Below are 23,773 nucleotides of genomic sequence, written 5' to 3'. Positions count from 1 at the left end.
ACGTCGTCGAGGTGGGCGTCGGGGCCTTGTTCGGTGAAGACCTCCCGGGCGGCCCGGATGATCTTTTCCGCGTTGCGGGCGGCGTCGGCGCGCAGTAGCCGGGGGGAGTCGAGGGCCATTGCGGCAGCCTATCCAAGGGGCGGCGCAACGGCGTCGGACGGCCGGGGCGCGTGGTGGTGTGCGATCAGGTCGACGGGGGGGAGCGCGCCGGGCGCGGGCAAGGCCGGGCCGTCGCGCTCCCCCCGTGGTTCAGGCGTCCAGGTGGGTGGGTGCGAACATCCGCAGCAGGGCGGGCAGGACCAGCACGTTGGGGCCCGGGGCGGCGAGTGCGGCGGCCAGGTCCCGTGCGAGGTCGTCGGGCGTGGTGAAGGCGGCCGGGACGCCGAAGGACTCGGCCAGGCGGACGAAGTCCGGGCGGGCCAGTTCGGTGGCGGTGGCCTCGCCGAAGGCGCCCGTCATGTACTCGCGCAGGATGCCGTAGCCGCCGTCGTCGATGATCAGCCAGGTGACGTTGAGGCCGAGTTGGCGGGCGGTGGCGAGTTCGGCGAGCGAGTACATCGCGCCGCCGTCGCCGGAGACGGCGAGGACCGGGCGGCCGCCCGTGGCCACGGCGGCGCCCAGTGCGGCGGGGTAGCCGTAGCCGAGGCCGCCGGCGCCCTGGGCGGAGTGCATCGCTCCGGGGCGGCGGGCGTCGAAGGCGGACCAGGCCCAGTAGCCGAGGATCGTCATGTCGAAGAAGACCGGGGAGTCGTCCGGTAGCGCGTGGCGAACGGATGCCAGCAAGTCCTGTTCGAGTTCCAGCCCCTGGCCGTCGATCCGCTCCTGGACGCGCTTGAGCAGTTCGGCGGTCACCGCCTCGGCCCGTCCGTCCGCTGTGGCGGCCGGTACCGAGTCGGAGAGGGCGGCCAGGGCGAGGCGGGCGTCGGCGTGGATGCCGAAGGCCGGGTGGTTGGCCTCCAGCTTGCCCGCGTCGGCCTCGATCTGGATGATCCGGCCGCGCGGCGCCAGGGTGTGGTAGTTGCTGGACAGTTCGCCCAGGCCGGAGCCGACGACGAGCAGGACGTCGGCGTCCTCCAGCAGGTCGGTGGTGTGGCGGTCCTCCAGCCAGGACCGCAGCGACAGCGGGTGCTCCCAGGGGAAGGCCCCCTTGGCGCCGAAGGTGCAGGCCACCGGGGCCCGCAACAGCTCGGCCAGCCGCAGCAGTTCGTCACTGGCTCCGGCCCGGACCACGCCGCCTCCGGCCAGGATCACCGGGCGTTCGGCCTCGGCCAGCAGCACCGCGGCCTCGGCGACCAGCTCCGGGCGGGGGACCGGCGGCCGGGGTTCGGCGCGCAGCCCGGTGACCGGGGGTACGGTCACCGGCGCGAGCAGGACGTCCTGCGGGATCTCCACCCACACCGGCCCGTACGGCGCGCTCAGCGCCGACTCCCAGGCGGCGGCCAGCGCGGAGGGGATCTGTGCGGGGGTGCGGGCGGTGTGCACGGACTTCACCACGTCGCGGAAGCTGGCCTGCTGGTCGACGAGTTCGTGCAGGTAGCCGCGCCGCCGTCCACCCAGTCCGGCCGAGGGGATCTGGCTGGAGACGGCGAGCACCGGCACCGAGGCGGCGGCGGCCTCCTGGAGCGCGGCCAGCGAGGTGAGCGCGCCGGGCCCGGTGGACAGGAACAGCGGGGCGACCGTCCCGGCGGTGCGGGCGTAGCCGTCGGCGGCGAAGCCGGCGTTGTTCTCCACCCGCAGTCCCACGTAACGCAGGTCGGAGCGGCGCAGCGCGTCGAACAGGCCGAGGGCGTGCTGGCCGGGCAGGCCGAAGACGCAGCGGGCGCCGAGGGTGGCGAGTGACTCGACCACCAGGTCGCCGCCGTTGCGGAGGTGCGTCATGCGCGCACCTCGCCGGTGGCGTCGTGGGACTCCGTACGGGCGTCGGTACGGGCGTCGGCGCGGCTGGCCGGGCGTCCGTCGGTGCGGCCGCCCGCACCGGCTCGCGGATCCTGCTCCGTCCGTTCGCTCGCGATCTGGCGGGCCATCAACGTCGTCAGCTCGTAGGCGGTGTGCGAGGCGGCCACGGCGGTGATCTCGGCGTGGTCGTAGGCGGGTGCGACCTCGACCACGTCGGCGGAGACCAGGTGGCAGCCGCTCAGGCCGCGCAGGATCTCCAGCAGCTCGCGCGAGGTGAGTCCGCCGGCCTCGGGGGTGCCGGTGCCGGGGGCGTGCGCCGGGTCGAGCACGTCGATGTCGATGGAGATGTACAGGGGGCGGTCGCCGACCCGCTCGCGCAGTTGCTGGGCGACCTCGTCCACGCCGCGCCGCAGGACGTCGGCGGAGGTGACGATGCCGAAGCCGAGCTTCTCGTCGTCGGTGAGGTCCTGCTTGCCGTAGAGCGGCCCGCGGGTGCCGACGTGGGAGAGGGCGGAGGTGTCCAGGATTCCCTCCTCGACGGCCCGGCGGAACGGTGTGCCGTGGGTGTACTCGGCGCCGAAGTAGGTGTCCCAGGTGTCCAGGTGGGCGTCGAAGTGCAGCAGCGCGACCGGCCCGTGTCGACGGGCCACGGCGCGCAGCAGCGGGAGCGCGATGGTGTGGTCGCCGCCGAGGGTCATCAGCCGGGCGCCGGTGTCCAGCAGTTCGCCGGCGGCTGCCTCGACGGTGTCGACCGCCTCGTGGATGTCGAACGGATTGGCGGCGATGTCCCCGGCGTCGGCGACCTGCGCGAGTGCGAACGGCGAGGCGCCCTGGGCCGGGTTGTAGGGGCGCAGCAGCCGGCTGGCCTCGCGGATCGCGTTGCCGCCGAAGCGGGCGCCGGGCCGGTAGGAGACGCCGGTGTCGAAGGGCACGCCGACGACCGCGATGTCCGCGCGCGGGACCTGGTCGATCCGGGGCAGGCGGGCGAAGGTGGCGGGCCCGGCGTAGCGCGGTACGCGGGAGGAGTCGGTGGGGCCGAGGGGGCTGTGGGGGGCGTGGGGGTCGGGGGCGGTGCTCATGGCAGCTCCTGGAGTCGGTCGGGCGGGGCGCTGTCGGGGCGTTGTCGGGGAGTCGGCGTCGGGGAGCCGCGGGCGGGGCGTCGGCGTCGGGGCGTCGGCGGGCGGGGGTTGCGCCGGGTCGACGGGGTCAGTTCGCGTGGTCGGGGGCGATCCGGTCGGCGAGGCGCAGGAGGGCGGCCCAGGCCAGTTCGGCGGCCCGGTCGTCCTGGAGGTCGGATCCGTGCTCCTGGCCGGTCAGCTGGCGGGCGGTGAGCTCGGCGGTCTCGCGGGACGGCAGGACGAGCGGGCCGCCGCCGGCCTGGGCGGCGATCTGGATCTCGCACGCCTTGTCCAGGTAGTACATCCGCAGGAAGGCCTCGCCCGGGGTGCGGCCGACGGTCAGCAGGCCGTGGTTGCGCAGGATCAGTGCCGGGTGCCCGCCGAGGTCGGCGACCAGTCGCTCCTGCTCGGCCAGGTTGAGCGCGACGCCCTCGTAGTCGTGGTAGCCGACCCGGTCGTGGAACTCCATCGAGATCTGGTTGAGGGGCAGCAGCCCGTCCCGCTGGGCGGCGACCGCGCAGCCCGCCCGGGTGTGCGTGTGCAGCACGCAGTGGGCGTCCTGGCGGGCCGCGTGGACGGCGCTGTGGATCACGAAGCCGGCCGGGTTGACCGGATGGGGGGTCGGCTCCACCGGGTTCCCGGCCAGGTCGATCTTGACCAGGTCGGAGGCGGTGATCTCCTCGAACAGCAGGCCGTACGGGTTGATCAGGAAGTGCTGCTCGGGGCCGGGGACGCGGACCGAGATGTGGGTGAAGATCAGGTCGGTCATCCGGAAGTGGGCGACCAGCCGGTACACGGCGGCGAGTTCGCGGCGCAACCGGGCCTCGGTCGGTGCGGGCGGCACCGTCGGTCCGGACGGTCCGGACGGTCCGAGCGGGGCGGGTGGTCCGGACGTGACGGTCGGTGCGGTCGGGACGGTCGGTGCGGTGGGCAGGCCCATGAGGCTTCCTCTCAGAGCGCGGCGGCCGGGGCGGTGGCGGCGGGAGCGGCCGGGGTCGCTGCCTGCCCGGCGAGCCGGCCGCGCCAGTGCTCCAGCACGGTGGCATCGGTCGGGCGGGTGGCCAGGCTGACGGCCAGGTAGGCGACCAGGCTCACGGCGAGGCCGAAGTAGATCGGCTCGTTGGCGAGGACACCCTTGGCGGCCATCAACGCGATCACGGTGCCGCCGCCCGCGATCATCGCGGCGAGCGCGCCCGGCAGGTTGCCGCGCCGCCAGACCAGCCCGCCCAGGATCGGCACCAGCAGACCGCCGACCAACAGGTTGTACGCGACGGTGAGCGCCGAGATCACGTCGTCCAGTACGCAGGCGACGCCGATCGACAGCACGCCGAGGGCCACGATCGCCAGCCGGTTGGACCGCACCTCGTCATGGTCCGTGGCCGCGGCGCCTGGCCCTCCCCGGCCGACGAGCGTGCGTACCCGGGCCCAGATGTCGTTGTTGGCCACGGTGGCGGAGGCGATCAGCGCGCCGCTCGCGGTCGACATCATCGCCGACAGCGCCGCCGCCAGGACCAGGCCGCGCACCCCGGCCGGCAGCGTGCTCTTCACGATGGTCGCGAACGCGCTGTCGGGGCTGGCCAGTTGGGGGTAGAGCGCCTTGGTGGCCATCCCGATCACCGCGCCGGCGACGGCGTACGCCAGGCAGTAGGCTCCGGCCACCGTGCCGCCGTACGTGGCCACCCGGTCGGTGCGGGCGGTGAACACCCGCTGCCAGATGTCCTGGCCGATCAGCATGCCGAAGGTGTAGATCAGCACGTAGGTGAAGATGGTGTCGCCGCCGATCGAGCCGAACGAGAAGTAGCCGGACGGCAGTTCGGCCTTCAGCCGGGCGAGGCCGCCGGCCTTCACGACGGCGACCGGCAGCAGCAGGAACAGGACCCCGATGCTCTTCACCACGAACTGCACCATGTCGGTGAGGGTGATCGACCACATGCCTCCGAGCGCCGAGTAGCCGACCACGATGGTGCCGCCGATCACCACGGCCGCCCAGCGGGGCACGTCGAACAGCACGTCGAAGACGCTGGCGTAGGCGATCGTCGAGGTCACCGCCAGCATCAGGGTGTAGACCCACATGACCACGCCGGAGATCACGCTCGCCGCCCCGCCGTAGCGCAGCGACAGCATCTCGGCCACGGTGTACACCCGCAGCCGGGCGATCCGGGCGGAGAAGAGGATGCTCAGCGCCAGCAGGCCGAGCCCGATCGCGAACACCATCCAGGCGCCCGACAGGCCGTAGGAGTAGCCGAGCCGCACGCCGCCGATGGTGGACGCGCCGCCGAGGACGACGGCGGCCATCGTCCCCGTGTACAGCACCGGGCCCAGACGGCGGCCCGCGACGAGGAAGTCCGCCTTCGAGGAGGCGCGCCGCTTGCCCCACCAGCCGACGCCGACGATGCCCAACAGATAGCCGATCATCACGACGTAGTCGAGGGTCATGGGGGGTCCTCCGATCCGGCCGGACGCGCTGGGGGGAGCGGGCCGGGCCAGGGCTGTGGGTGGGGGAACAGGCAGGCGACGGGCGGGACTGGCAGGGCTCACAGGAAAGGCGGGGAGCGGGGGGACGAGCCGGGGGCGCCCGAAGGAAAACGCCGTGCGCTGAACCTAAACCGCCCCACCTGGCCTGCAGAAGTATCGGTTTCATCCAATATCGTGGGGTCAGATGTGCAAAACCTCCGACGAAAGGCCGCCGGCGTGCCCAACCCAGCCCCCGCTCCCGCCTCCGGCAGCCCCGCCGTCCCGTTGACCGTCCTGCTCGCCGACCCCGCGCTCGGACTGCGCCAGATCGCCGGACCGTTCGACGACCGGCTGATCGGCACCGTCGGCACCACCGAGGTCGAGAACCCCGGCCCCTACCTGCTGGGCGGGGAACTGCTGCTCACCGCCGGAGTCCGCCTCCCGAAGGACGCCGAGGGCATCGACGCCTACGTACGCTGCGTCGTCGAAGCGGGCGCCGCCGCACTCGGCTTCGGCGTCGCACCGGTCTACGACGAGGTGCCGGCCGACCTGGTCGCCGCCTGCGACCGGCACGACCTGCCCCTGCTACGGGTGCCCGACGGCACCCCGTTCGTCGCCGTCGGCCGGGCCGCCTACTCGGCGATGGCCGAAGCCGCCCACCGCGGCCTGCGGCAGATCTCCGAAGCCCAGTCCGCACTCGCCTCCGCGGCCGCCCGCCCCGACGCGCTGCGCGCGGTCGTCCAGCAACTCGCCGTGCACCTGGGCGGTTGGACGGCACTGCTGGACGGACGCGGCGTCGAACTGTTCAGCGCCGGAGTGCGCCCGCCCGTACCGGTCCCGGCTGAACTGCGCGCCCTCGCGGAACGGACCACCGCGCGCGCAGCGGGCCGCGCCCAGCCGCCGACCGCCGCCGCCCAGCACTACGCCGGGCGGCACCTGACCGTGCGGACCCTGCCCGGTTCGGACGGTTCCGGCGGCCCGCTCACGCTCGTCACCGCCGCCGAGGAGCCGCCGACCGCCGTCCACCGGTCCGTGGCCGGGGTGGCCGTGGTGCTGCTCTCGCTGCTCACCAGCCCGCGGCACGCGCTCGGCACGGACGCCCGCAGCGCGGGAGCCCTGGTGCGGCTGCTGCTCGGCGCCGCACCGGAGGAGGCGGCGGCCGCCCTGCTGCCGCCCGACGGGGCCTGGGTGGTCGTGCACGGCCGGCTGACCGGCCGGGCGGGCGGCGGCGGGGAGGCCGTCCAACTCGCCGCCCTCGGCACCGCCCTCGGCACACCGCACCTGAACCTGGACGGGACCCGGCTGCGGGCGCTGCTGCCCGGCTCGGCGGCTCCGGACCGGGTCGTGGACACCGAATCCGCCGCCCGGCTCGGCTGGACGCTCGGCGTCAGCGCGCCCGCCCCCACGGCGGAACTGAGGACCGCCGACGCCCAGGCCGACCGGGCCCTGCGTCACGCGCTGGCCACCGGTGCCGCCGCCGTCCACCACCGCGAGGCCGTCGGGCCGAGCGTCCACACCCTGGTCGCCCCCGAGGACGCCGCCGCCCTCGCCCGCAGCACCTTCGCCCCGCTGGCCGCCGCGGGCACCCCCGGGCCGGCCGTGCTCCGGGAGACCCTGCGCACCTGGCTCGCCCTGCACGGCAGCTGGGACCGCACCGCGGCGGCGCTCCAGCTCCACCGCAACACCGTGCGCCAACGCATCGCCCGGGTCGGCGAGTTGCTCGCCGTCGACCTCGGCGACGCGGAGGTCCGGATGGAGCTCTGGTTCGCCCTGCACTGGCTCCCGCCCGGCGCGGACTGACCGCGGGCCGCCACCGCCGTCCGGCGGCGAGACGTTCGTGCGGGGCCCGGTCAACGGCGGGACAACACCGCGACCTCCCAGCCGAAGCCCACCACCAACCGGCCATCCGGCACCACGGCCACCGTGTGGACCGGCAGCGGGAACACCAGCTCCGGCCCGACCTGGTCGCCGGTGGTCAGGTCCCAGGTCCGCGCCGTGCCGTCGTCGCCGCCGGTGACCGCGACGGGGCGGCCGTCGACCACTGCCGTCGCCACCGCGTTCACGTCGCCGGTGTGGCCGGTGAGGGGTTGGCCGATCGGCTGGACGGTGGTCAGGTCCCAGGTCCGCACCGTGCCGTCGTCGCCGCCGGTGACCGCCAGGGGGCGGCCGTCGACCACCGCCGTCGCCACCGTGTTCACGTCGCCGGTGTGGCCGGTCAGGGGCTCGCCGATCGGCTGGACGGTGGTCAGGTCCCAGACCCGCACCGTGCCGTCGTCGCCGCCGGTGACCGCGACGGGGCGGCCATCGACCACTGCCGTCGCCACCGCGTTCACTTCGCCGGTGTGGCCCGTCAGGGGCTCGCCGACCTGCTGACCCGCAGTCAGATCCCAGACCCGTACGTCATCCCAGCTGCCGGTGACCGCGACGGGGCGGCCGTCGACCACTGCCGTCGCCACCGCGTTCACCCCCTCCTCGTGGCCGGTGAGCGGCTCGCTGATCTGCTCACACGTGGTCAGGTCCCATACCTGCACGTGGCTGCCGGCGACCGCGACGGGACGGCCGTCGACCACCGCCGTCGCCACCGCCCCCACCCAGTCGTCCTGGCCGGTGAGGTGCAGGCCGAGCTGCCGGCCGGTGGTCAGGTCCCAGACCCGCACCGTGCCGTCGCCGCCGGTGATCGCCACGGGGCGGCCGTCGACCACTGTCGTCGCCACCGCGTTCACGTCGCCGGTGTGGCCGGTGGGCGGCTCACCAACCTGGCCGCCCGAGGTCAGGTCCCACACCCGCACCATCCCGTCCTGACTGCCGGCGATCACGTGGGGACGGCCGTCCAGCACCGCGGTCGCCATCGCCCGGACCTTGTCGGTGTTGCCGTTCACCGGCTCGCCGATCTGCTTGCCGGTGGTCAGATCCCACACCTGGAGCGTCCAGTCCTCGCCTCCGCTGACGATGCAGGGGCGGCCGTCGATCGTTGTCGTGAGCACCGACAGCACCCAGCCGTCGTGACCGGTGAGAGGTCGGCCGATCGGCCGGCCGGTGGTCAGGTCCCATACCCGCACGGTCTCGTCCTCGCTGCCGGTGACCGCCACGGGGCGGCCGTCGACCACCCCCGTCGCCACCGCTCGCACCGCCTCCTCGTGGCCGGTGAGCGGCTCGCCGATCTGCTCGCGCGTGGTCAGGTCCCACACTCGCACGGTCTCGTCGTGGCTGCCGGTGACCGCGACGGGACGGCCGTCGAGCACCGCCGTCGCCACCGCGCACACAGCATGGGTGTGGCCGGTGAGCGGCTCGCCGATCTGCTCGCGCGTGGTCAGGTCCCACACCCGCACGTCGCCGCTGCCGGTGACCGCGACGGGGCGGCCGTCGAGCACCGCCGTCGCCACCGCCGACACCGCAGCTGTGTGGCCGGTGAGGGGTTGGCCGATCTGCTCGCACGTGGTCAGGTCCCACACCCGCACGGTCCGGTCACCACTGCCGATGAGCGCCACGGGGCGGCCGTCGACCACCGCCGTCGCCACCGAGCACACCTGGCCGGTGTGGCCGGCGAGAGGTTGGCCGATCTGTCGGCCGGTGGTCAGGTCCCACACCCGCACGCTCCGGTCAGTACCGCCGGTGACCGCGACGGGGCGGCCGTCGACCACCGCCGTCGCCACCGCCAGCAACGCGTCGGTGTGGGCGGTCGGAATACGACGCACGGACCGGTCGAGCTGGGAGCCGGTGGCCCACTCGACGCCCCACGGTGCGGCGGGTTCGTCCTCCACCGGTACCGCGGTGATCCGCGCCGACAGCTCCCGGTCCCCGTGACGGGCCGCGTCCAGCGCCAGCAGTTGCCGGCGTACCCCCGCGGTGACGTCACGATGCAGGTGTGTCGAGGCCCGGTACACCGACGCGGCCAATCGCGCCACCGGACCCGACGCCGCATCCAGCAACGCCAGCACCGATCCCGGGTCCGCGTTCACCAGGAACCCCGGATCGGCCAACCGCCCAACGGCCGCGGCGGATTCAGCACGCGGGTGGAAGTCCCGCAGATCGTCAGACATGAACGGCACAGTAGTCGTGCCCGGCAACCACGGCACCGCGGAAAGCGCGACCGCCAGACCCCCGCCTGCACATGGGCAGGGCACCGCCAGGACGCGGGCGCCGGCACACGAACACGAGGCGTCGCCCTTGTCCATGACGCAGGCCCCTGCCTGGACTCCGCCGGTGTCCTCTTCGGCCTGTCCGCGTGAGTGGCGACCAGGCGCCAGGTCCTCAGGCGCCGCTGGCAGGTGGCGAGCACCCGGCCTTCGGGTGCGGCGCGGGCTGACTGCCGGGCGTCAGCCGAGGGCGGCGTCGAGGAAGGCGTGCCAGGCGGCGTGGACGCGGCCGGCGTGGTTCCCGCCACCGTCGTTGCCGTCCTCGCTCCCGTCCTCGCTCCCGTCGCCGTCGCCGTCGCCGTTGGCGAGGAGGTCCAGCAGCAGGCCGCGGAGGACGGCCAGCACCACGGTGGGATTCGCGCCGGTGCCGTCCAGGGCGCGTTCCAGGGGCGGCAGCCACTCGTCCAGCGAGACGGTGCCGAAGTCCAGCCAGGGCCCGGAGCGGCCGAAGGCGCGGACGTACCCCTCGAAGAACAGGCGTAGCGCGCCCCGGTGCTCGGGCTTCGTCAGCCACTCCCAGAGCAGTTCGAGGGTCTCGCGGGCGTCGCCGCCCTCGGTCTCGGAGCGCTCCAGCAGCGCGAGTTGCTCGGCCCGGCCGACCGCCAGGACCTCCCGGACCAACTGCTCCTTCGACCCGAACAGGTACAGCAGCACCCGCGGGCTGGAGCCGATCTCGGCCGCCAGCGGGCGCAGCGAGAGGTCGGACACGTTGTGCTCGGCGACGTAGCGGACGGTCGCGGCGAGGATCTCCTCGCGGCGCCGCGACGGGCGGGAGCGCGCATCTGCGGGGGTGGGGGTGGACACGTGGTCTATCGTTCCACTGAAACGACTGTTTCAGTGGAAGTGCCCTCCTGGAAGGGATGCCACCATGGCCGCCACCGCACCCGGATTCGCGACCGTCCGCGAGGCCGTCTGCCCCGGAGACCTCGGCACCGTCGCCGCCCTGCACGGTGTCCTCTACGCCCGCGAGTACGGCACGGACGAGACCATGGAGGCCTATGTCGCCTCCGGGATGGCCGAGTTGGTCCTCGCCCGGGCCCGCGAGGGCGGTGCGGCGCCCGGTCGTCTGTGGGTCGCCGAGCTCGACGGCCGCGTGGTCGGCGCCACCGGCCTCGTCCGGGCGGACGAACGCCCGGGCTGGGGCCAGCTGCGGTGGGTGCTCCTCGACCCGGTCGCCCGGGGCCGGGGCCTGGGCGGCCGGCTGCTGGAGACCGCCCTGGACGAGGCCCGCGCCCGTGCGTACGAGGGCGTGCTGCTCTGGACCATCGCGGGCCTCGACGCCGCCCACCACCTGTACGCGAAGGCCGGTTTCGAGCTCACCGTCTCCCGTTCCGCCCGCAAGTTCGGCCTGGACACGGTCGAGCAGCGGATGGACCTGCGGCTCTGAGCGGGCGTCTGGCGTAGGCGACTTCCGTCCTTCAGGGCTTCGGGCCGAGGGAGCCGCTCGCCCGGCAGAGCTCCGCGTACCGTCCGGCGCGGGCGAGAAGGTCCGCGTGCGTGCCCGACTCGACGACCCGGCCGCCGTCCAGAACGATGATCCGGTCGGCATGCCGGACCGTGGACAACCGGTGGGCGATCGTGATCGTGGTACGGCCCGCGGAGAGCGCCTCCAGTGCTCGCTGGACCGCCTTCTCGGTGATCGTGTCCAGTGCGCTGGTGGCCTCGTCCAGGACGAGGACCGGCGGATTCCTCAGCATGGTCCGGGCGATCGCCAGGCGCTGTTTCTCGCCGCCGGAGAACCGGTACCCGCGCTCGCCCACGATCGTCTCGTACCCCTTCGGCAGGCTCTCGATCAGTTCATGGATCTGAGCGGCTTCGGCGGCGGCCGCCAGCTCACTCGCGGTCGCTCCGGGCTTGGCGAACCGCAGGTTGTCGGCCACGGTCGTGTGGAAGAGGTGGGTGTCCTGCAGGACGATGCCGACCGTCTCGGCAAGGGTGGCGAAGCTGAGGTCACGGATGTCGACGCCGTCGATGGTGATCCGTCCGCCCGTGACGTCGTAGAGACGCGGAACCAGATGGCCGAGGGTGGTCTTGCCCGCGCCGGTGGCGCCGATGACCGCCAGCTTCTCACCGGCCGGCAGATCGAAGTCGACCCCCCGGAGGACGGGCCCCGAAGCCGGGTAGGAGAAGCTCACCTGCTCGAAGCGGACGTGTCCGTGGCGCCCGGTGAGCGGAACGGGATCCCTGGGCTCCGCGACGTCGACCTCGAGGTCCAGGTACTCGAAGACCCGGTCGAACAGGACCATGGAGCTCTGGATGCCGATGCCGGTCTGCAACAGGGTCATGACCGGCCCGAAGAGGCCCTGTTGGAGAGCGGTGAACGCGACGACGGTACCCACGGATATGGTCGGGCCACCGTACCCACCGACGATTCCGGCCGTCCAGTAGAACGCTATCGGCATCGCGGCCACGATGATCGAGATGATGGACTGGCGCCATCGTCCGGCCATCGAGGACCGGACGGTCAGATCGGCGAGGTCCCGCGACCGCCCAGCGAACTCCTTGACGAGCGTGTCGGTGCGCCCCATCGTGCGGCCCAACAGGAAGCCGCTGACCGACAGCGACTCCTCGATCAGGCTGAACATCACGGCGAGCAGGCTCTGTTGCTGCTCGACGATCCCGCGCCGCTCCGCGCCGACCCTGCGGCTGATCCCGACGAAGAACGGGAGCACCCCCAGGGACACCGCCGTCAACTGCCAGTTCAGGGAGAGCATCGCCAGCAACGTGGCCACCACCGTGGTGGCACTGGCGACGATCGTGGCGGCCGCGCCGGTCACCGTCGACTGCATGGCTCCGATGTCATTGGCGATCCGGGACTGCACCTCGCCCGTGCGGGTCGCCGTGAAGAAGGACAGGGACATCCGCTGCAGATGCGTGTAGACCGCGGTGCGCAGGTCGTCCATCACCCGCTGCCCCAGCGTGACCAACAGGTAGGCCTGGAGCACTCCGGCGGACGTGCTGGCCACCACCAGGGCGAGCATCCCGGCGGCCAGCCCGGTCAGCAGTCCGAGCCGGCCCTGGGGCAGCGCGACGTCGAAGATCTGCCGCAGCATGAACGGCGGTGCGATCGCGGCCAGCGATCCGGCCGCGACCAGCAGCAGCACGGCGCCGAGCCGGAGCCGGTGCGGCACGAACAGGCCCATGGCTCTGACCAGTGGAGCGTGCCGCCTGTTCTTCCGTTCTCCGGCCACGGGGCTCCTCCCTTCTCTCCGTCGGACGCGTCCGTCAGGTGCCCCGGCCCGCGGGCCGGGGCACCGGGAGGATCTGCGTGAGTCGTCATGCCGGACCGGCCGACGCCGCCCGGCCCGGCCCGGCACCCGTCCGTCCGTCCGTCCGTCAGGACAGGGTGAGGAATCCTTCGCGGACCAGCGTGCGCACGAGCAGCAGGCAGCCCGGCTGGTCCAGGCCGCCGGGGATCGAGCCGGCGGTGAACCCCTGACCGTCGCTCTCCGTCACGAACCTGACTTCATCGGCCACGTGGACCGGCAGCTGGATGGTCTTGCTGTGGAACTCGAGCTCGACGACCTCCTCGCCGAGTGCCACGCTCCACCGCAGACCCGGACGACGCCGCACCCGGGTGTCGAGGTTCAGCCGCGGCAGGCTCTCCAGGTCGCCCAGGTGACCGCGGAGCGTCACCGGAGCGAGCGAGGTCGTCTGCTTCACGGCCCTGGCCGTCATCTCCTGGGGCGAGAGCCGGGCGGCGAGCGCATCGATCAGCTCGGCGAAGACGTCCTCGGCCTGCTCCTGGAGGTGCTTGTCGTTGGCGAATCCGATGGGCATGCTCCTGCGGAACCGCTCGTCCCCCTCGAAGACCTCCCGGACCGCGTCGCTGATCAGCGCGGGTATAAGGACCGGGTGGACACCGAAGGTGAGGTGCATCGACGCGGCGTCGTTGGACGTCGCGGCGTGGATGGTGCCACGGGGCAGGTAGAGGAGGCTGCCCGGCTGGAGGTCGAACTCCTCCTCGACCTCCGGCACCTCGCCGGAGTGGTCGTACCTCTGACCCTCCAACGGCAGCGCGTACGGTGCCCCGTACAGCCGCCAGCGCTTGCTGCCGTACGCCTGCATCACGATCACGTCGTGGCTGTCGTAGTGCGGGTCGAATCCGCGGGCCTGCCCGCCGGGGGTGAGGTACACGTTCACCTGGAACCTGGCGTTGACCTCGGCGCTCAGCATCGAGGTGAAGCGCGCCAACGGCTCCCAGCGGCGTTCGAGGGCGTTCAGGATGACGGTCGAGCCGGACCGGTACCGCTCGTACAGCGCCTCCAGCCGGCTGGCGGTCATGTTGCGGCCGGGGGCGCCCAGCTCGGACACCGGGGTCTCCTTGCCCTCGCGGATGACCCGGACGTTCCCGAAGTCCGGACCGGACTGGCCCAGCACCCGGTCCACGTCGTCGAGCGTCAGGAGATCCGCGAAGTGCTCGGGGTCGTTCCTCGGGATGTGCAGTGGCCGCCGCTCCCAGTACTCGTCGCGGAACGTCGGAAGGGAGACCGGGTGGAGAAGGCGGGAGAGGCCGGAGGAAGGCCCGTCTTCGGGCTCGGCCCCCACCCGGTCCGTCAGAGAAGTCATCGAGATCTCGTGTCTCCTAACAGAGGTCGGCCGGCTCTGCTGACGCGGTGACCGGCAGCCATGTCTTCCTTGGCGTTCTTGCTGTCCTTCGGGGAGGGGGCGCGCCGGGAGCGCGGCCCCTCCCCGGCCCGTGAGACTTCTCGGGCGGGCTCTGCTCAGGCGAGGTCAGTCGGTGTCGTCGATGAAAAAGTCCTTATGACCGGAGTCGTTGTTGTTGTTGTCGTCCGCGGGCCCGAAGCTGATGTCATCGGGCGTGATGGCCGTTTCCACGTCCGGAGCGCGCACGACGACGATGTCGGCCGGGTCGAGGCTGTGTGTCAAAGGAACTCCCTTCTGAGAGCCGGTGGAATCTCCAGCGTGGGATCCGCAGTGATTGTCCGTCTACAGGAGGGCGTGAAGGCCCAGGTGAGTGGCGGACAACCCGAGGTGGCCGCGGACAACAGAGGGGGAAGAGCGGGATCCGAGGTTGTCCGCGCCGAGCCCGGCCGGACTCCGGACGATCCTGCGAGCAGGCCGGTTGTCGTCCGCCCGGCTGTGCGCGGCGGAGCATCGGCGCGGTACGGGCGGGTCCGGATACGGAGCATCTACCTACCGCGAACCCCGTCGGCACGGCGTTCGTCCGGGGGAGTCGTCCTCGCCCCGCGCCGGTGATCACCGTCCTGCTGGTACGGGGCACCCCGCAGAATGGCTTCGCCCTGTCACCAACGGGACGGGCAGCTTGGTGTCCCGACTGGCCCTTGGGGGCCGCCAATGGGCAAGGTCGCGATCTACAACTGGCGTACTACGCCCGGCTTCCCGCGCGCCGTCCGGCCGAAGCGGTGATCGTGTTCCGGCCGGACGGCGTCCACCGCAGTGTGGCGGCAGCGGAGGCAGCGCGCTCCTGGGTGACGTCGTCTCGTCCGTGGCAGCCGGCCCCAGGGAGGAGATCGTCGCGCTGGTCCTGCCCCGCCGCCCGCGGTGGACGCCTCCTGGCCGGAGACGTCCACCGCGGCGGCGTCGGGTGCCGAACCCGTTTGACAGAGCGTGTTTGTGGCGATCCGTCAGTCGGTCGGCCGGAGTGCCGACACCGATTGTCCTTGCCCCCTACCCGGTGGGCGACGCTGTTCGGCCGCCAAGGGCATCATCGTCGGATCCGCCGGAGAGCCCGTCGCCTGCAAGTGGGGCACCGACACCGCCGCCGGCTGGAAGCCGACCTGCTACTCGGGGGTCTCCTACGCGCCGATCGGCGCCATCACCAACAAGTTCGGGATCTCACTCGCATGAGGCGTACCACCAGAACCCTGTTCACCGCCACCGCCACCGCGGTCGCCGTCGGCATCGGCGCCACCATCACCATGCTCGCCGCCGCCACCACCCACCCCGGCGACGACGAAATCCTCACCCTGGCCTCCCGCATGGGCGGCAACACTTACCACGTCTGCAACATCGGCCTCACCGCCGAAGGCCTGGACGCGGACATCATCGGCGACCACCAGAAGGCCAGCCGCGAACTCCAGAAAGCCACCGGACGCCACGTCACCCTCCACACCTGTCACCTCGATCCCGGCATCGAACAAGGCAACCGTGCGCACCCCGGAGCCGACCGCTACGCCCGCACCGTCCGGGGCGACGGTTTCACCGTCTACATGGTCGACCAGATGCCCGACCACCGGGTGCGCGCGGGCGTCATCGGCGACCAGGCCAGGGCCCAGCATGCCTTCGAGGAGGCCTTCCCTGGCCAGATCGTCGTCCACAACACCCACCAGCCGCTCACCCTGCCCGACCCGCCCCCCGTTGTGCCTTTCGGCGACTTCGTCCGGCAACTCGCCCACGAGCACCACCAGACCGGCCCGGCTCCGCCTGTCACCGTCGACGAGGAGCACCAAGTCGTCTCCGTCACCTGGTCCGGGCCGATGCCCCCCGACGTCCTGCAGATCCTGCGCCGGGCGCTGCAGGACGTCACGGTGTTCGTCAACGGCGTCGCGGTGACGAAGGTCCCGTAAGGCTGAGCTGGACTGCAGCCGCGGCCCGGAGAAGACCCGGGTCTACGGCGGCCTGCGTGTCGTCGACGGACAACAGGTCACCATGACCGTCTCTTCCCGGAACAGTGTCTTCTACCAGTAGTTCCTCCAGCGCCACCGCGAACTCGACCACCGCCTCGTCCTCCGCGGCTGGCATTTCATCGAGCACGCCTACCATGACGCCCTGCGCGGCATCACGAGGCCCGCTCTGCGCACCCGCGCCGTGCGCTACGACCTTGACCGGACCGCAGCAGTCCCTGCTGCGGCTCCCACCTCGACCTCGCGCGCTGCGGCGGCTCGGCGGTGAGCAGCTCGGCGGTGGCCGGGTTCTCCTCGGCGGTCAGCCACAGGTCCGCCACCGCGCCGCGAACCCCGGCCGCCGCCACGCCGGCCAGGACCACCAGCAGCCGCGGGAACGATCGCCAGCGCCGCTCCCACGCCAGGCCCAGGCCGTCCGGGCCCGCCTGCTCCCTCCGCGTTGCCAAGGTCGAGCGCTCCTACGGCTTCACCCGCCCCGCCGGGGCGTAGGGCTACACGACGGGCGGGTGGCCGGGATCCCAACTCCCGTCATCCGTCCGCCAGCGGAGTGGTAAATCCCTCTCAACTAGCGCCCCAACTAAGGGCTTTGGCCTGAACGTGCCTACGTCGCCTCCTCGGCGCCTGCCTACGCTCCCCTCGAACCCCGGCCGCTCCGGCCGTGGGACCGACTCCAGGGGGAACACCCAATGCGTATTCGCCACGCCGTCGCCACGGTCACCCTCGCGACGACCGTCGCGCTCACGATGAGCACCGACGCCTCGGCCGCCCCGGCCCCGCGTCTCGCCTGCGGGGTGAGCGACCAAGGCCTCCCGGGCAACATCTACAACAATGGCGTCTACGTCGGCCAGGTCGAGCAGCAGTACGACAGCTGTAGCCGGACGGCGATCGCCCACTTTCAGTGGTCCGGCGGCTTCCAGGGAAACGGCTCCCAGGTCAAGGTGTACCTGATGGCGAGCAACGGCTACACCGGTCAGGCGACCATCGGGGACCAGAGCAGCAAGGACGTCTACGGCTACGTCAACATCCACGCCACTTCCCCGGACATCTGGACGGCCATCGCGTCGCTCGACCAGATCTGCCCCGCCTACAGCACCCAGCACGACTACTCCAACGGCGCCTCCCTGGCGGGCCCACAGGACAGCAACTGCAGCATCCCCAACCCGTAGCCCGTAGTCCGTAGTCCGCAGTCCACGCTCCCGGGTTTCCCGGCCGGGAAACCCGGGAGCGCGTCGGCACGCGGCGTGGCAGGGTGAGCCCATGACCTCCCTCAGAAAGGGCGATGCCGCGTAGGCCGCCCGGCGTCCTGCGCGCCCAGGCGAGGTACGCCCGGGGCTCGCAGCCCCGACCGTTCAGCCAGATCCGGGGCGGGAACTCGGTCCTTACGGGATCACGGTGAGCGTGTGCTCCCAGGCGACATCCAGGTCGACGTCGAGACCACGCTCGCACCGCCGTGGGTACTGGCTTGGCCCGACCGCCGGTCTCAACCGTCCTCCCGCTCAGGTTCAGCGGCCTACTCGCTGGCGTCTCCAGATGCCTGGAGGAGCCCGCGGAACTGGCTGTGCCCTCGGGTCGCTGCGCGGTTGATGATCTCTTCCGCCAACTGGGCCCACTTCGGATCGGCCAGACCGGTGCGCAGTAGAGTGCGGATGTCGGCTTCCCGGTAGCGGGGCGTCTGGTCGTAGGGGCCGAGGGTCATGATCCAGTCTTTGAGGAGGAGCAGGACCTGCTCGGTGTGGGCGTCGGCGGCGCGAGTGAGGTAGGTGAACGTCGTGGAGTCGGTGCGCAGTTAGAAGTGATCTCATTTGGCCTTGTAGGCTGCTCGCGTGACGATCGTGGAGCGCTTGGTGCCGGATGAGCTGTGGGAGCTGTTCCAGTTGGTGGTGCCGGCGGCGCCGAGTCGGCCGCAGGGCGGTGGCCGACGCCGATACGGGGACCGCGAAGTGCTGGCGGCGATCGTGTTCGTGGCCACCTCGGGATGCACCTGGGCTTAACTTCCGCCCTGCTTCGGTCCGTCCGGGCCCACCGCCCATCGCCGCTTCACCGAGTGGAGCAGGGCTCGAGTGTGGGCCAAGCTCCACCGGGTCGTCCTGGACGAGCTCGGCGCGCGGGGCGAGTTGGACTGGTCGCGGTGCGCCGTCGACTCGGTGAACATGCGGGCTCTGAAAAAGGGGAGTTGACGGGTCCGAATCCTGTCGATCGGGGCAAGTACAGGTCGAAGATCCACTTGATGACGGAACATACCGGTTTGCCTCTGTCGCTGGCGATCTCCGGAGCCAACGTCCATGACAGCCAGGCCCTGATCCCGCTCGTCGATGCGATCCCGCCGATCCGCTCGCGGCGCGGACCGAGGCGACGCAGGCCCGGCAAGCTGCACGGCGACAAAGCCTATGACCACCGCTTCATCCGCTCCTACCTGCGACGACGCCAGATCCCCGCCCGCATCGCCCGCCGAGGCGTCGAGTCCTCCCAAAGCCTCGGCCGCCACCGTTGGGTCATCGAGCGCACCGTCGCCTGGCTCGGCGGCTTCCGTCGACTGCACCGCCGCTACGAACGCAAGGCCGACCACTTCGCCGCCTTCGCCAGCATCGCCGCAGCCCTCATTTGCCTCCGGAGGATCCCCAAATGAGATGACTTCTTAGCCGCTGGCGTCCAGCAGGACGTGGAACTGCTGGAGGATCCACTCGTCTGGGAAGCGGCCGCTGGCGGCTAGGGCCGGGAGGGTGTCGATCAGCTCGGTGCGCCCGTCCGGCTCGGTCGCGCTCGTCACGGCGGCCAGACGCCAGGTCCACCACGCCTGCACGCGCGGCAGGGCCTCGTCGGAAAGGCCGGGCCCGCCGGTGCCGAGGAGGGTGGCGAGCTGCTTGAGGACGCTCGTGCTGGAGCCGCGGTAGTAGTCCGGGATTGGGGAGTCGTCGCCGTCTAGGGAGAAGCGACCGCCGAGGTGCAGGCCTAGTGGAGTACGAGCGGGTTCCCGCTGGCTGCTCGCGAGCACCATCGCGGCATCTCAGCAGGTAGGGGCGGGGTTACCGGGGCGTCGCTCGATCGTGTGAGATTCCAGCGGTAACTCGCAGAATCTGTCAGTGTGTCCCGTAATTTGCTGGCTCGTGGCAGATTCCGAAACTCGCGTGCTGACGCTCGTGCGGCCCGCCCCGGACTCGGCCGTCCCGGTCGACCCGGCGGCGGTCTCGGTCGAGTCCGGCCTGGCGGACGTTGTCACGCTCCAGCGGCGGCGCCAGGCCCGGATCTCGGTGCAGGACGAGGAGAGCTTCTTCCTCGACACCCTGTCCGAGTACCAGTGGGCACGCGACGCGGCCGGCCTGGAGCCGAAGACCCTGGACGGGCTGATCAAGCCGGTGATCGAGGTCTGCGAGTACTACGGCACGGTGCCATGGCAGCTCTCATCCCTGGGCCCTGGGCGTCCCGGGTGCCCGGCCGCGCCCGCTCCAGCTCATCGTCGGCACACACCGCTACGCGGCCCAGGCCCGCAAGATCGTGCGCTTTGAGGGCGGCGGGCGCTGGGTGAACTCCGGGTGGAAGCGCAAGCTGAACAGGCAGCGCACGGTCGGGCCCGACCAGTCGGCCGTGCTGGAGCCGCAGGCGTGGGGCCAGATTCCCCTGTTCACCATGGCGCGCACCCTCACTCGCGATACGGCCCGCGCCATCGCCGTCCGGCAGTTGTCCGGCTGGGACCGGGCCGAACCGGCGCTGCTGGCGTTGGTGGCCGAGCGCCGCATGAGCAACGCCTGGCGCTGCCAGGTCGCCGAGATGGTCCGGCTCGCCCTGGCGGTGCGCGAGGCCGAAGGCGCCAAGCCCACCTCAGGGCGGCTGCTGAGGGAGCTGCCGAAGTTCGCCGACGTGGTCTGCCTGGTCCTCCTGGGCGCCGGCCTGCTGGCCGACGAGTCCCTTCCCGACCCGCGGCTCGCACCGCGCTCGTGCCGCGACTGCAACACCTGGATGCCCGGGGGCGAGCACGCGGCATTTCGCTGCGACCCGTGCCGGAACTGGAGCAGACGCCGCCACCGGCAGCCGGGACAGTGCGCGCGCTGCCGCCGCGAAGGGCTTGCGCTGGGCGCCGGCCACTGCCGCGCCTGCCACCCTCACCGCGACGACCTGAGCGTGCCTGCCGCCACGCAGTTGGTGATCCACCTGCCTACCGGCCCGGGCGGACCGGGCCCGCAGCCGAAGGCCGGCGAGCACTGGCCGGTGCCCGTGGACGCGACGCCCGCGACGACGCTCTGCCGGGGGCAGGAGGCCCTGTTCACGATGCGCCGCGACTGGTCCCCGGTGCTGGCCCGGCTGCGCAGTCGGCCCTGGGGCGAACTGCCGCTGACCGGTGCGGCCACCGCGCTGGTGGAGGACTTCGCCGAGCTTCGCCGCGACCAGAAGGAGTCGGGCTTCCGCAAGAACATCCGCACCCTCACGATCCTGGCCTACTGGCTCGGAGTCGAGAACGCCTTCCACGAGCGGGACGTCCACGACCTGGCCCGCCTGGACGAGCACCTCGCGGCCAAGCCCGTCTGCCAGTTCCTGCGCGCTCGCGGCCTGCTCGTCGACGATCCCGGGATGCACCGCGACCGCGACCTGGTCTGGATCGAGAGGGTGCTGGCCACACTGCCGCGACCCGTCGCTGAGGAGGTCGGCGCATGGGCGCAGGTGCTGCGCGGCCGGGGTCCCCGGGAGAACGAACCGCGTAGCTGGGAGAGCATCCGCAGCTACCGGGGCTACCTGCGGCCGGTCCTCACCGCGTGGACGGCGGGCGGCATGACGACCCTTCGGGAAGTCACCGCGGACCACCTCCAGGACGCGCTGGACAGCCTCGGCGGTACCGCCCGACGCCAGCTCGCCATCGCACTGCGCAGCCTGTTCCGGGCGCTCAAGCGCGAGCGATTGGTCTTCCGCGACCTGGCCCGCCACCTGCCCGTGGGCGACGTGACCGGCCTTCCACGTCCGGTCCCCTCCGACCTGCTGGCTGGCGTGCTCGACCAGGCCGCCACCCCGTTCGCACGCCTCGCCATCGCCCTGGCCGCCATCCACGCAGTCCCCGCCTCAGAGATCCGCACCGCACTCACCGCCGACCTCAACCTCGCCCGCAGCACCCTCGAACTGCGCCGCGGCCTGCGGCGGCACACCCTCTACCTGGAGGGGCTCACCACCGCCTTGCCGCCGACTGGCTGACCTACCGCCACCAGCGCTGGCCCACCAGCGTCAATCCCCACCTGCTGGTCACCCAGAAGACCGCCCTCGATCCGGACCACCCGGCCGTGCACCGGATCACCATGCAGGGGGTCCTGCCCAAGGGGCAGACCCTCGACAGGCTCCGGCAGGACCGGATCCTCGACGAAGCCTTCGCCACCGGCGACCCGCTCAAGCTCATGCGGCTCTTCGGCATCACCGAAGACACCGCCATGCGCTACGTCGGAACCGCTTACCCGGAGCGCACCGCGAAGCTGCCCCGGTAGCTGGCCAGGCCCTCCACCCGCTTCGTCGGCTTCCGTCTCAAGTCCACCACGGTGGACTTGAGACGGCGTGGAGGACCAGATCGGGGCCCTGGGCCTGATCCTCCACGCCCTTGTGCTGTTCAACGCCCGACGGCCTCTGCGCGACCCGTACGACACTGGCGAGTGACAGCCCGCCCTCTAGGAGCTGTCCGGCCGATCATTGATGGCGTGCTCTGGCTGCTGCTTGGGGCGCCTGTGGCGGCGGCCTGAAGCCGATTGCCAGAGATCTGCTGCTGCGCGACCATCGTCGGATGGATACGGATGAGGTTCGGAAGCTGATTCGGGTTGTGCAGACGTGTTCTGTGGCTTTGTACGTGAGTACCGAGTTTTGAGAGCACTCGGGTGCTTGCCTCGGGGCCATGGTTGTGCTCTGCACGACGAGGGGTCCCTGGTGCTGCCGAAGTCCAAGGTCGATCTGTACGCGGCGATCCGCCGTGATGCTCGCGCGGGCCTGTCCGGCCGCGCGTTGCAGCGCAAGTACCGCGTCGGGTTCCTGGGTACGCCGCCCCCAGCGGCGGCGGGCCGGGAGACGGCCGGTGGCCGACTCGCACATGGCCTGTTCTTCCCTTCCTGAAGGGCGGGAGGGAGGGCCTAGGGTCAGGTGACGGTTCTGAGCGAGGAGAGAGGTCCGTGTGACCACCCAACGCTACGGTGATCTAGAACTGCGCTTCACTCCGGACATCCGCCGGGTCTGGCCCAACGTCATGCCTGGCGTCCGGCACGACTCCGCGATCTACGCCGCGAACGAGCCCATGCGCGACGGCTGGGGTCGCGCTGCGCACCACTTCGGGCCGCCCCTCACCGCCGGCGGCCTCCCCCGGGACGGTGCCGCACTGCTCCTGCGGGACCTTTCGGCGGACCGGAGCATGCTCCGGCCACCCGTGCGCTACGACCGGATCGGCGACCTGCCCCAGGATGTCTCCGTCGGGATCTGGCGGCCCGTCCCCCCGGACGGCTACATCGCCCTCGGCGACATCGTCGCCACCAACGCTCCACATCCCGATTTTGGTTCTTTCCCGGTGGTGTGCGTCAAACGGGAGCACAACGGGCGCTTGTACGTCCGACGGGGCGAGTTCGGCGACAGGTTGCTGGAGAGCGGGAACATGCGGCTGTGGTCGGTCGTGGCGCCACAGCAGTCGAACCAGGACACCGAGGAGCGGCTGTTGGTGCCGCCTGGGGGATTCACGGCGGTGTTCACGGCCGACCGGCCGTCGTCGACGCCGACCGGTTGGGTGCTGGACCTGCCGGCGGTCGTGGAGAGGCGTCCCGGGCCGGGTGTGCCACGCCTGACCTCGTTCGACCGGCCGCCCGCGCAGACGACGGTGACCGACCGCACGGTCACCGTGCCGTACTTCATGGTCGAGGACCCGGTCCGCGACGCGCACTGGCAGATCCGCAACTCGCCGTTCTACCGGATCCGCCGCCTCCGGCGCTTCGACGTCGCCCTGTTCCGCGACAACCGCAACGGGACGGTGCAGCAGGAGCAGTCGGAGGCCGTCACCACCGGTGTCAGCCGGGAGGACAGCACCGCCTTCAACATCACCACCGGCATCACCGTTGGCGTGGCGGTCGGCATCGAGGTGTCCGCGAAGCCCTTCGGCATGGGCGTCTCCGGAACCACCACGTACTCGGTGTCGGCGACCGTCGAACTGGGCTACGAGAGGCGCCGGAGCGTGACCGTGATGAACGAGGTGACCAGGACGTACGGGCTGGCCGTGCCGCCGCGCAGTTCCGGTTGCCTGTGGATGGAGCACCACCAACTCGTCCCGGTCCGCGCGGACGGCACCGAACTCGGCCCCCGGGCCTCGCTCGGCTTCCGCACCGACCACTACGTGACCGGCGAGTTCCCCGGCGGGGCCGGCGTGCGCGCCTTCACCGAGGAGGACGGAGGCGAACGGACACCACTGCCCGACAGCATCCCGCCCACCGTCATCACCACGGCCACGGAGGACGATCCGTCCTGACTGGGGTGGGGGGGGGGGGGCGGGGGGGGGGGGGGGGGGGGGGGGAGTGTTTTTATCCCCCCGCACCAAAAAAACTCTCACCGCTTCTTGGAAGCATGC

General features: G+C 71.9%; 21 protein-coding genes and 2 pseudogenes. 11 read left to right on the top strand and 12 right to left on the bottom strand.

Annotated features, from left to right (window positions below; all coding sequences use genetic code 11):
* Nucleotides 1-249: 249 nt before the first annotated feature.
* The 4 genes and pseudogenes from AC07BF_RS32185 to AC07BF_RS32170 all read right to left on the bottom strand — a co-directional run bounded on the left by AC07BF_RS32185 (nucleotide 250) and on the right by AC07BF_RS32170 (nucleotide 5,450).
* On the bottom strand, nucleotides 250-1,878 hold the full coding sequence (locus AC07BF_RS32185; RefSeq protein ID WP_363588929.1) for a thiamine pyrophosphate-binding protein: 1,629 nt from the start codon (nucleotides 1,876-1,878) through the stop codon (nucleotides 250-252).
* 107 nt (nucleotides 1,879-1,985) lie between these two features.
* Nucleotides 1,986-2,975: pseudogene (gene speB, locus AC07BF_RS32180) on the bottom strand (agmatinase); the annotation flags it as partial.
* A 127-nt stretch (nucleotides 2,976-3,102) separates the two neighbouring features.
* The gene (locus tag AC07BF_RS32175) at nucleotides 3,103-3,954 is read right to left on the bottom strand and encodes a class II aldolase/adducin family protein (protein WP_363588931.1); all 852 of its coding nucleotides are present in this window, start codon (nucleotides 3,952-3,954) and stop codon (nucleotides 3,103-3,105) included.
* A gap of 11 nt (nucleotides 3,955-3,965) precedes the next feature.
* Nucleotides 3,966-5,450: a sodium:solute symporter family protein gene (locus AC07BF_RS32170; RefSeq protein ID WP_363620564.1), complete on the bottom strand. Its 1,485-nt coding sequence runs from the start codon at nucleotides 5,448-5,450 to the stop codon at nucleotides 3,966-3,968.
* A gap of 255 nt (nucleotides 5,451-5,705) precedes the next feature.
* On the opposite strand from AC07BF_RS32170, the gene AC07BF_RS32165 reads away from it, so the two are divergent.
* Nucleotides 5,706-7,268, top strand: coding sequence for a PucR family transcriptional regulator (locus AC07BF_RS32165; RefSeq protein ID WP_478334290.1), 1,563 nt, complete (start codon nucleotides 5,706-5,708; stop codon nucleotides 7,266-7,268).
* Between the two features lie 50 nt (nucleotides 7,269-7,318).
* Here the strand turns inward: AC07BF_RS32165 and AC07BF_RS32160 are convergent, their stop codons facing one another.
* Both AC07BF_RS32160 and AC07BF_RS32155 read right to left on the bottom strand, forming a co-directional pair.
* Entirely contained in the window at nucleotides 7,319-9,508 is a 2,190-nt protein-coding gene (locus AC07BF_RS32160) for a WD40 repeat domain-containing protein (protein ID WP_478334289.1), read from the bottom strand.
* Nucleotides 9,509-9,784: 276 nt separating this feature from the next.
* Nucleotides 9,785-10,408, bottom strand: a complete 624-nt coding sequence (locus tag AC07BF_RS32155; protein ID WP_478334288.1) for a TetR/AcrR family transcriptional regulator — start codon at nucleotides 10,406-10,408, stop codon at nucleotides 9,785-9,787.
* A gap of 64 nt (nucleotides 10,409-10,472) precedes the next feature.
* Between AC07BF_RS32155 and AC07BF_RS32150 the strand changes: the two genes are divergently transcribed.
* Complete coding sequence (locus AC07BF_RS32150) at nucleotides 10,473-10,991, top strand: GNAT family N-acetyltransferase (RefSeq protein WP_363632588.1); 519 nt, start codon at nucleotides 10,473-10,475, stop codon at nucleotides 10,989-10,991.
* A 31-nt stretch (nucleotides 10,992-11,022) separates the two neighbouring features.
* On the opposite strand, the gene AC07BF_RS32145 is transcribed toward AC07BF_RS32150, so the two are convergent.
* The 3 genes from AC07BF_RS32145 to AC07BF_RS32135 all read right to left on the bottom strand — a co-directional run bounded on the left by AC07BF_RS32145 (nucleotide 11,023) and on the right by AC07BF_RS32135 (nucleotide 14,494).
* The gene (locus tag AC07BF_RS32145; RefSeq protein WP_363588968.1) at nucleotides 11,023-12,747 is read right to left on the bottom strand and encodes an ABC transporter ATP-binding protein; all 1,725 of its coding nucleotides are present in this window, start codon (nucleotides 12,745-12,747) and stop codon (nucleotides 11,023-11,025) included.
* Between the two features lie 193 nt (nucleotides 12,748-12,940).
* Nucleotides 12,941-14,173, bottom strand: coding sequence for a cupin domain-containing protein (locus AC07BF_RS32140; RefSeq protein ID WP_478334287.1), 1,233 nt, complete (start codon nucleotides 14,171-14,173; stop codon nucleotides 12,941-12,943).
* Nucleotides 14,174-14,338: 165 nt separating this feature from the next.
* Nucleotides 14,339-14,494 (bottom strand): hypothetical protein, encoded by a 156-nt coding sequence (locus AC07BF_RS32135; protein WP_331742852.1) that lies wholly within the window; start codon nucleotides 14,492-14,494, stop codon nucleotides 14,339-14,341.
* A 708-nt stretch (nucleotides 14,495-15,202) separates the two neighbouring features.
* Between AC07BF_RS32135 and AC07BF_RS32130 the strand changes: the two genes are divergently transcribed.
* Both AC07BF_RS32130 and AC07BF_RS32125 read left to right on the top strand, forming a co-directional pair.
* Nucleotides 15,203-15,436, top strand: coding sequence for a hypothetical protein (locus AC07BF_RS32130; RefSeq protein WP_363588945.1), 234 nt, complete (start codon nucleotides 15,203-15,205; stop codon nucleotides 15,434-15,436).
* The gene (locus tag AC07BF_RS32125) at nucleotides 15,433-16,155 is read left to right on the top strand and encodes a hypothetical protein (RefSeq protein WP_478334286.1); all 723 of its coding nucleotides are present in this window, start codon (nucleotides 15,433-15,435) and stop codon (nucleotides 16,153-16,155) included. Before AC07BF_RS32130 ends, AC07BF_RS32125 begins: the two co-directional genes overlap by 4 nt.
* Before the next feature lie 212 nt (nucleotides 16,156-16,367).
* On the opposite strand, the gene AC07BF_RS32120 is transcribed toward AC07BF_RS32125, so the two are convergent.
* A complete protein-coding gene (locus AC07BF_RS32120; RefSeq protein ID WP_478334285.1) occupies nucleotides 16,368-16,658 on the bottom strand; it encodes a hypothetical protein in 291 nt (96 codons plus the stop codon).
* Nucleotides 16,659-16,898: 240 nt separating this feature from the next.
* Between AC07BF_RS32120 and AC07BF_RS32115 the strand changes: the two genes are divergently transcribed.
* Entirely contained in the window at nucleotides 16,899-17,378 is a 480-nt protein-coding gene (locus AC07BF_RS32115; RefSeq protein WP_400812496.1) for a hypothetical protein, read from the top strand.
* 344 nt (nucleotides 17,379-17,722) lie between these two features.
* Here AC07BF_RS32115 and AC07BF_RS32110 read toward each other — a convergent pair whose 3' ends face one another.
* Entirely contained in the window at nucleotides 17,723-17,908 is a 186-nt protein-coding gene (locus tag AC07BF_RS32110) for a hypothetical protein (RefSeq protein ID WP_363588953.1), read from the bottom strand.
* A gap of 133 nt (nucleotides 17,909-18,041) precedes the next feature.
* Between AC07BF_RS32110 and AC07BF_RS32105 the strand changes: the two are divergent.
* Nucleotides 18,042-18,838: pseudogene (locus AC07BF_RS32105) on the top strand (IS5 family transposase).
* 9 nt (nucleotides 18,839-18,847) lie between these two features.
* On the opposite strand, the gene AC07BF_RS32100 reads toward AC07BF_RS32105, so the two are convergent.
* Nucleotides 18,848-19,207, bottom strand: coding sequence for a hypothetical protein (locus tag AC07BF_RS32100; protein WP_363588955.1), 360 nt, complete (start codon nucleotides 19,205-19,207; stop codon nucleotides 18,848-18,850).
* A 130-nt stretch (nucleotides 19,208-19,337) separates the two neighbouring features.
* Between AC07BF_RS32100 and AC07BF_RS32095 the strand changes: the two genes are divergently transcribed.
* The 5 genes from AC07BF_RS32095 to AC07BF_RS32075 all read left to right on the top strand — a co-directional run bounded on the left by AC07BF_RS32095 (nucleotide 19,338) and on the right by AC07BF_RS32075 (nucleotide 23,674).
* Nucleotides 19,338-19,715: a hypothetical protein gene (locus tag AC07BF_RS32095; RefSeq protein WP_363588957.1), complete on the top strand. Its 378-nt coding sequence runs from the start codon at nucleotides 19,338-19,340 to the stop codon at nucleotides 19,713-19,715.
* A gap of 16 nt (nucleotides 19,716-19,731) precedes the next feature.
* The gene (locus tag AC07BF_RS32090; protein ID WP_478334284.1) at nucleotides 19,732-21,387 is read left to right on the top strand and encodes a hypothetical protein; all 1,656 of its coding nucleotides are present in this window, start codon (nucleotides 19,732-19,734) and stop codon (nucleotides 21,385-21,387) included.
* An 86-nt stretch (nucleotides 21,388-21,473) separates the two neighbouring features.
* On the top strand, nucleotides 21,474-21,671 hold the full coding sequence (locus tag AC07BF_RS32085; RefSeq protein ID WP_363588963.1) for a hypothetical protein: 198 nt from the start codon (nucleotides 21,474-21,476) through the stop codon (nucleotides 21,669-21,671).
* Nucleotides 21,672-22,101: 430 nt separating this feature from the next.
* Nucleotides 22,102-22,284 carry a hypothetical protein gene (locus AC07BF_RS32080; protein ID WP_363588965.1) on the top strand — a complete coding sequence of 61 codons (183 nt, stop codon included), beginning with the start codon at nucleotides 22,102-22,104 and terminating at the stop codon, nucleotides 22,282-22,284.
* Nucleotides 22,285-22,342: 58 nt separating this feature from the next.
* Complete coding sequence (locus AC07BF_RS32075; RefSeq protein WP_363633320.1) at nucleotides 22,343-23,674, top strand: hypothetical protein; 1,332 nt, start codon at nucleotides 22,343-22,345, stop codon at nucleotides 23,672-23,674.
* The last annotated feature ends 99 nt before the right edge of the window (nucleotides 23,675-23,773 follow it).

It is taken from the genome of Kitasatospora sp. NPDC043950, from assembly GCF_056435345.1.
Note: the sequence above shows the minus strand (reverse complement) of the source record. Positions and strands in the feature narration are given on the sequence as shown.

What these genes read in the sequence shown, in the direction of transcription:
- AC07BF_RS32170 (WP_363620564.1), bottom strand. Translation starts at nt 5,450, where the DNA reads ATGACCCTCGACTACGTCGTGATGATCGGCTATCTGTTGGGCATCGTC.
- AC07BF_RS32115 (WP_400812496.1), top strand. Translation starts at nt 16,899, where the DNA reads ATGCGTATTCGCCACGCCGTCGCCACGGTCACCCTCGCGACGACCGTC.
- AC07BF_RS32160 (WP_478334289.1), bottom strand. Translation starts at nt 9,508, where the DNA reads ATGTCTGACGATCTGCGGGACTTCCACCCGCGTGCTGAATCCGCCGCG.
- AC07BF_RS32185 (WP_363588929.1), bottom strand. Translation starts at nt 1,878, where the DNA reads ATGACGCACCTCCGCAACGGCGGCGACCTGGTGGTCGAGTCACTCGCC.
- AC07BF_RS32145 (WP_363588968.1), bottom strand. Translation starts at nt 12,747, where the DNA reads ATGGGCCTGTTCGTGCCGCACCGGCTCCGGCTCGGCGCCGTGCTGCTG.
- AC07BF_RS32100 (WP_363588955.1), bottom strand. Translation starts at nt 19,207, where the DNA reads ATGGTGCTCGCGAGCAGCCAGCGGGAACCCGCTCGTACTCCACTAGGC.
- AC07BF_RS32125 (WP_478334286.1), top strand. Translation starts at nt 15,433, where the DNA reads ATGAGGCGTACCACCAGAACCCTGTTCACCGCCACCGCCACCGCGGTC.
- AC07BF_RS32175 (WP_363588931.1), bottom strand. Translation starts at nt 3,954, where the DNA reads ATGGGCCTGCCCACCGCACCGACCGTCCCGACCGCACCGACCGTCACG.
- AC07BF_RS32110 (WP_363588953.1), bottom strand. Translation starts at nt 17,908, where the DNA reads ATGACCCTCGGCCCCTACGACCAGACGCCCCGCTACCGGGAAGCCGAC.
- AC07BF_RS32140 (WP_478334287.1), bottom strand. Translation starts at nt 14,173, where the DNA reads ATGACTTCTCTGACGGACCGGGTGGGGGCCGAGCCCGAAGACGGGCCT.
- AC07BF_RS32150 (WP_363632588.1), top strand. Translation starts at nt 10,473, where the DNA reads ATGGCCGCCACCGCACCCGGATTCGCGACCGTCCGCGAGGCCGTCTGC.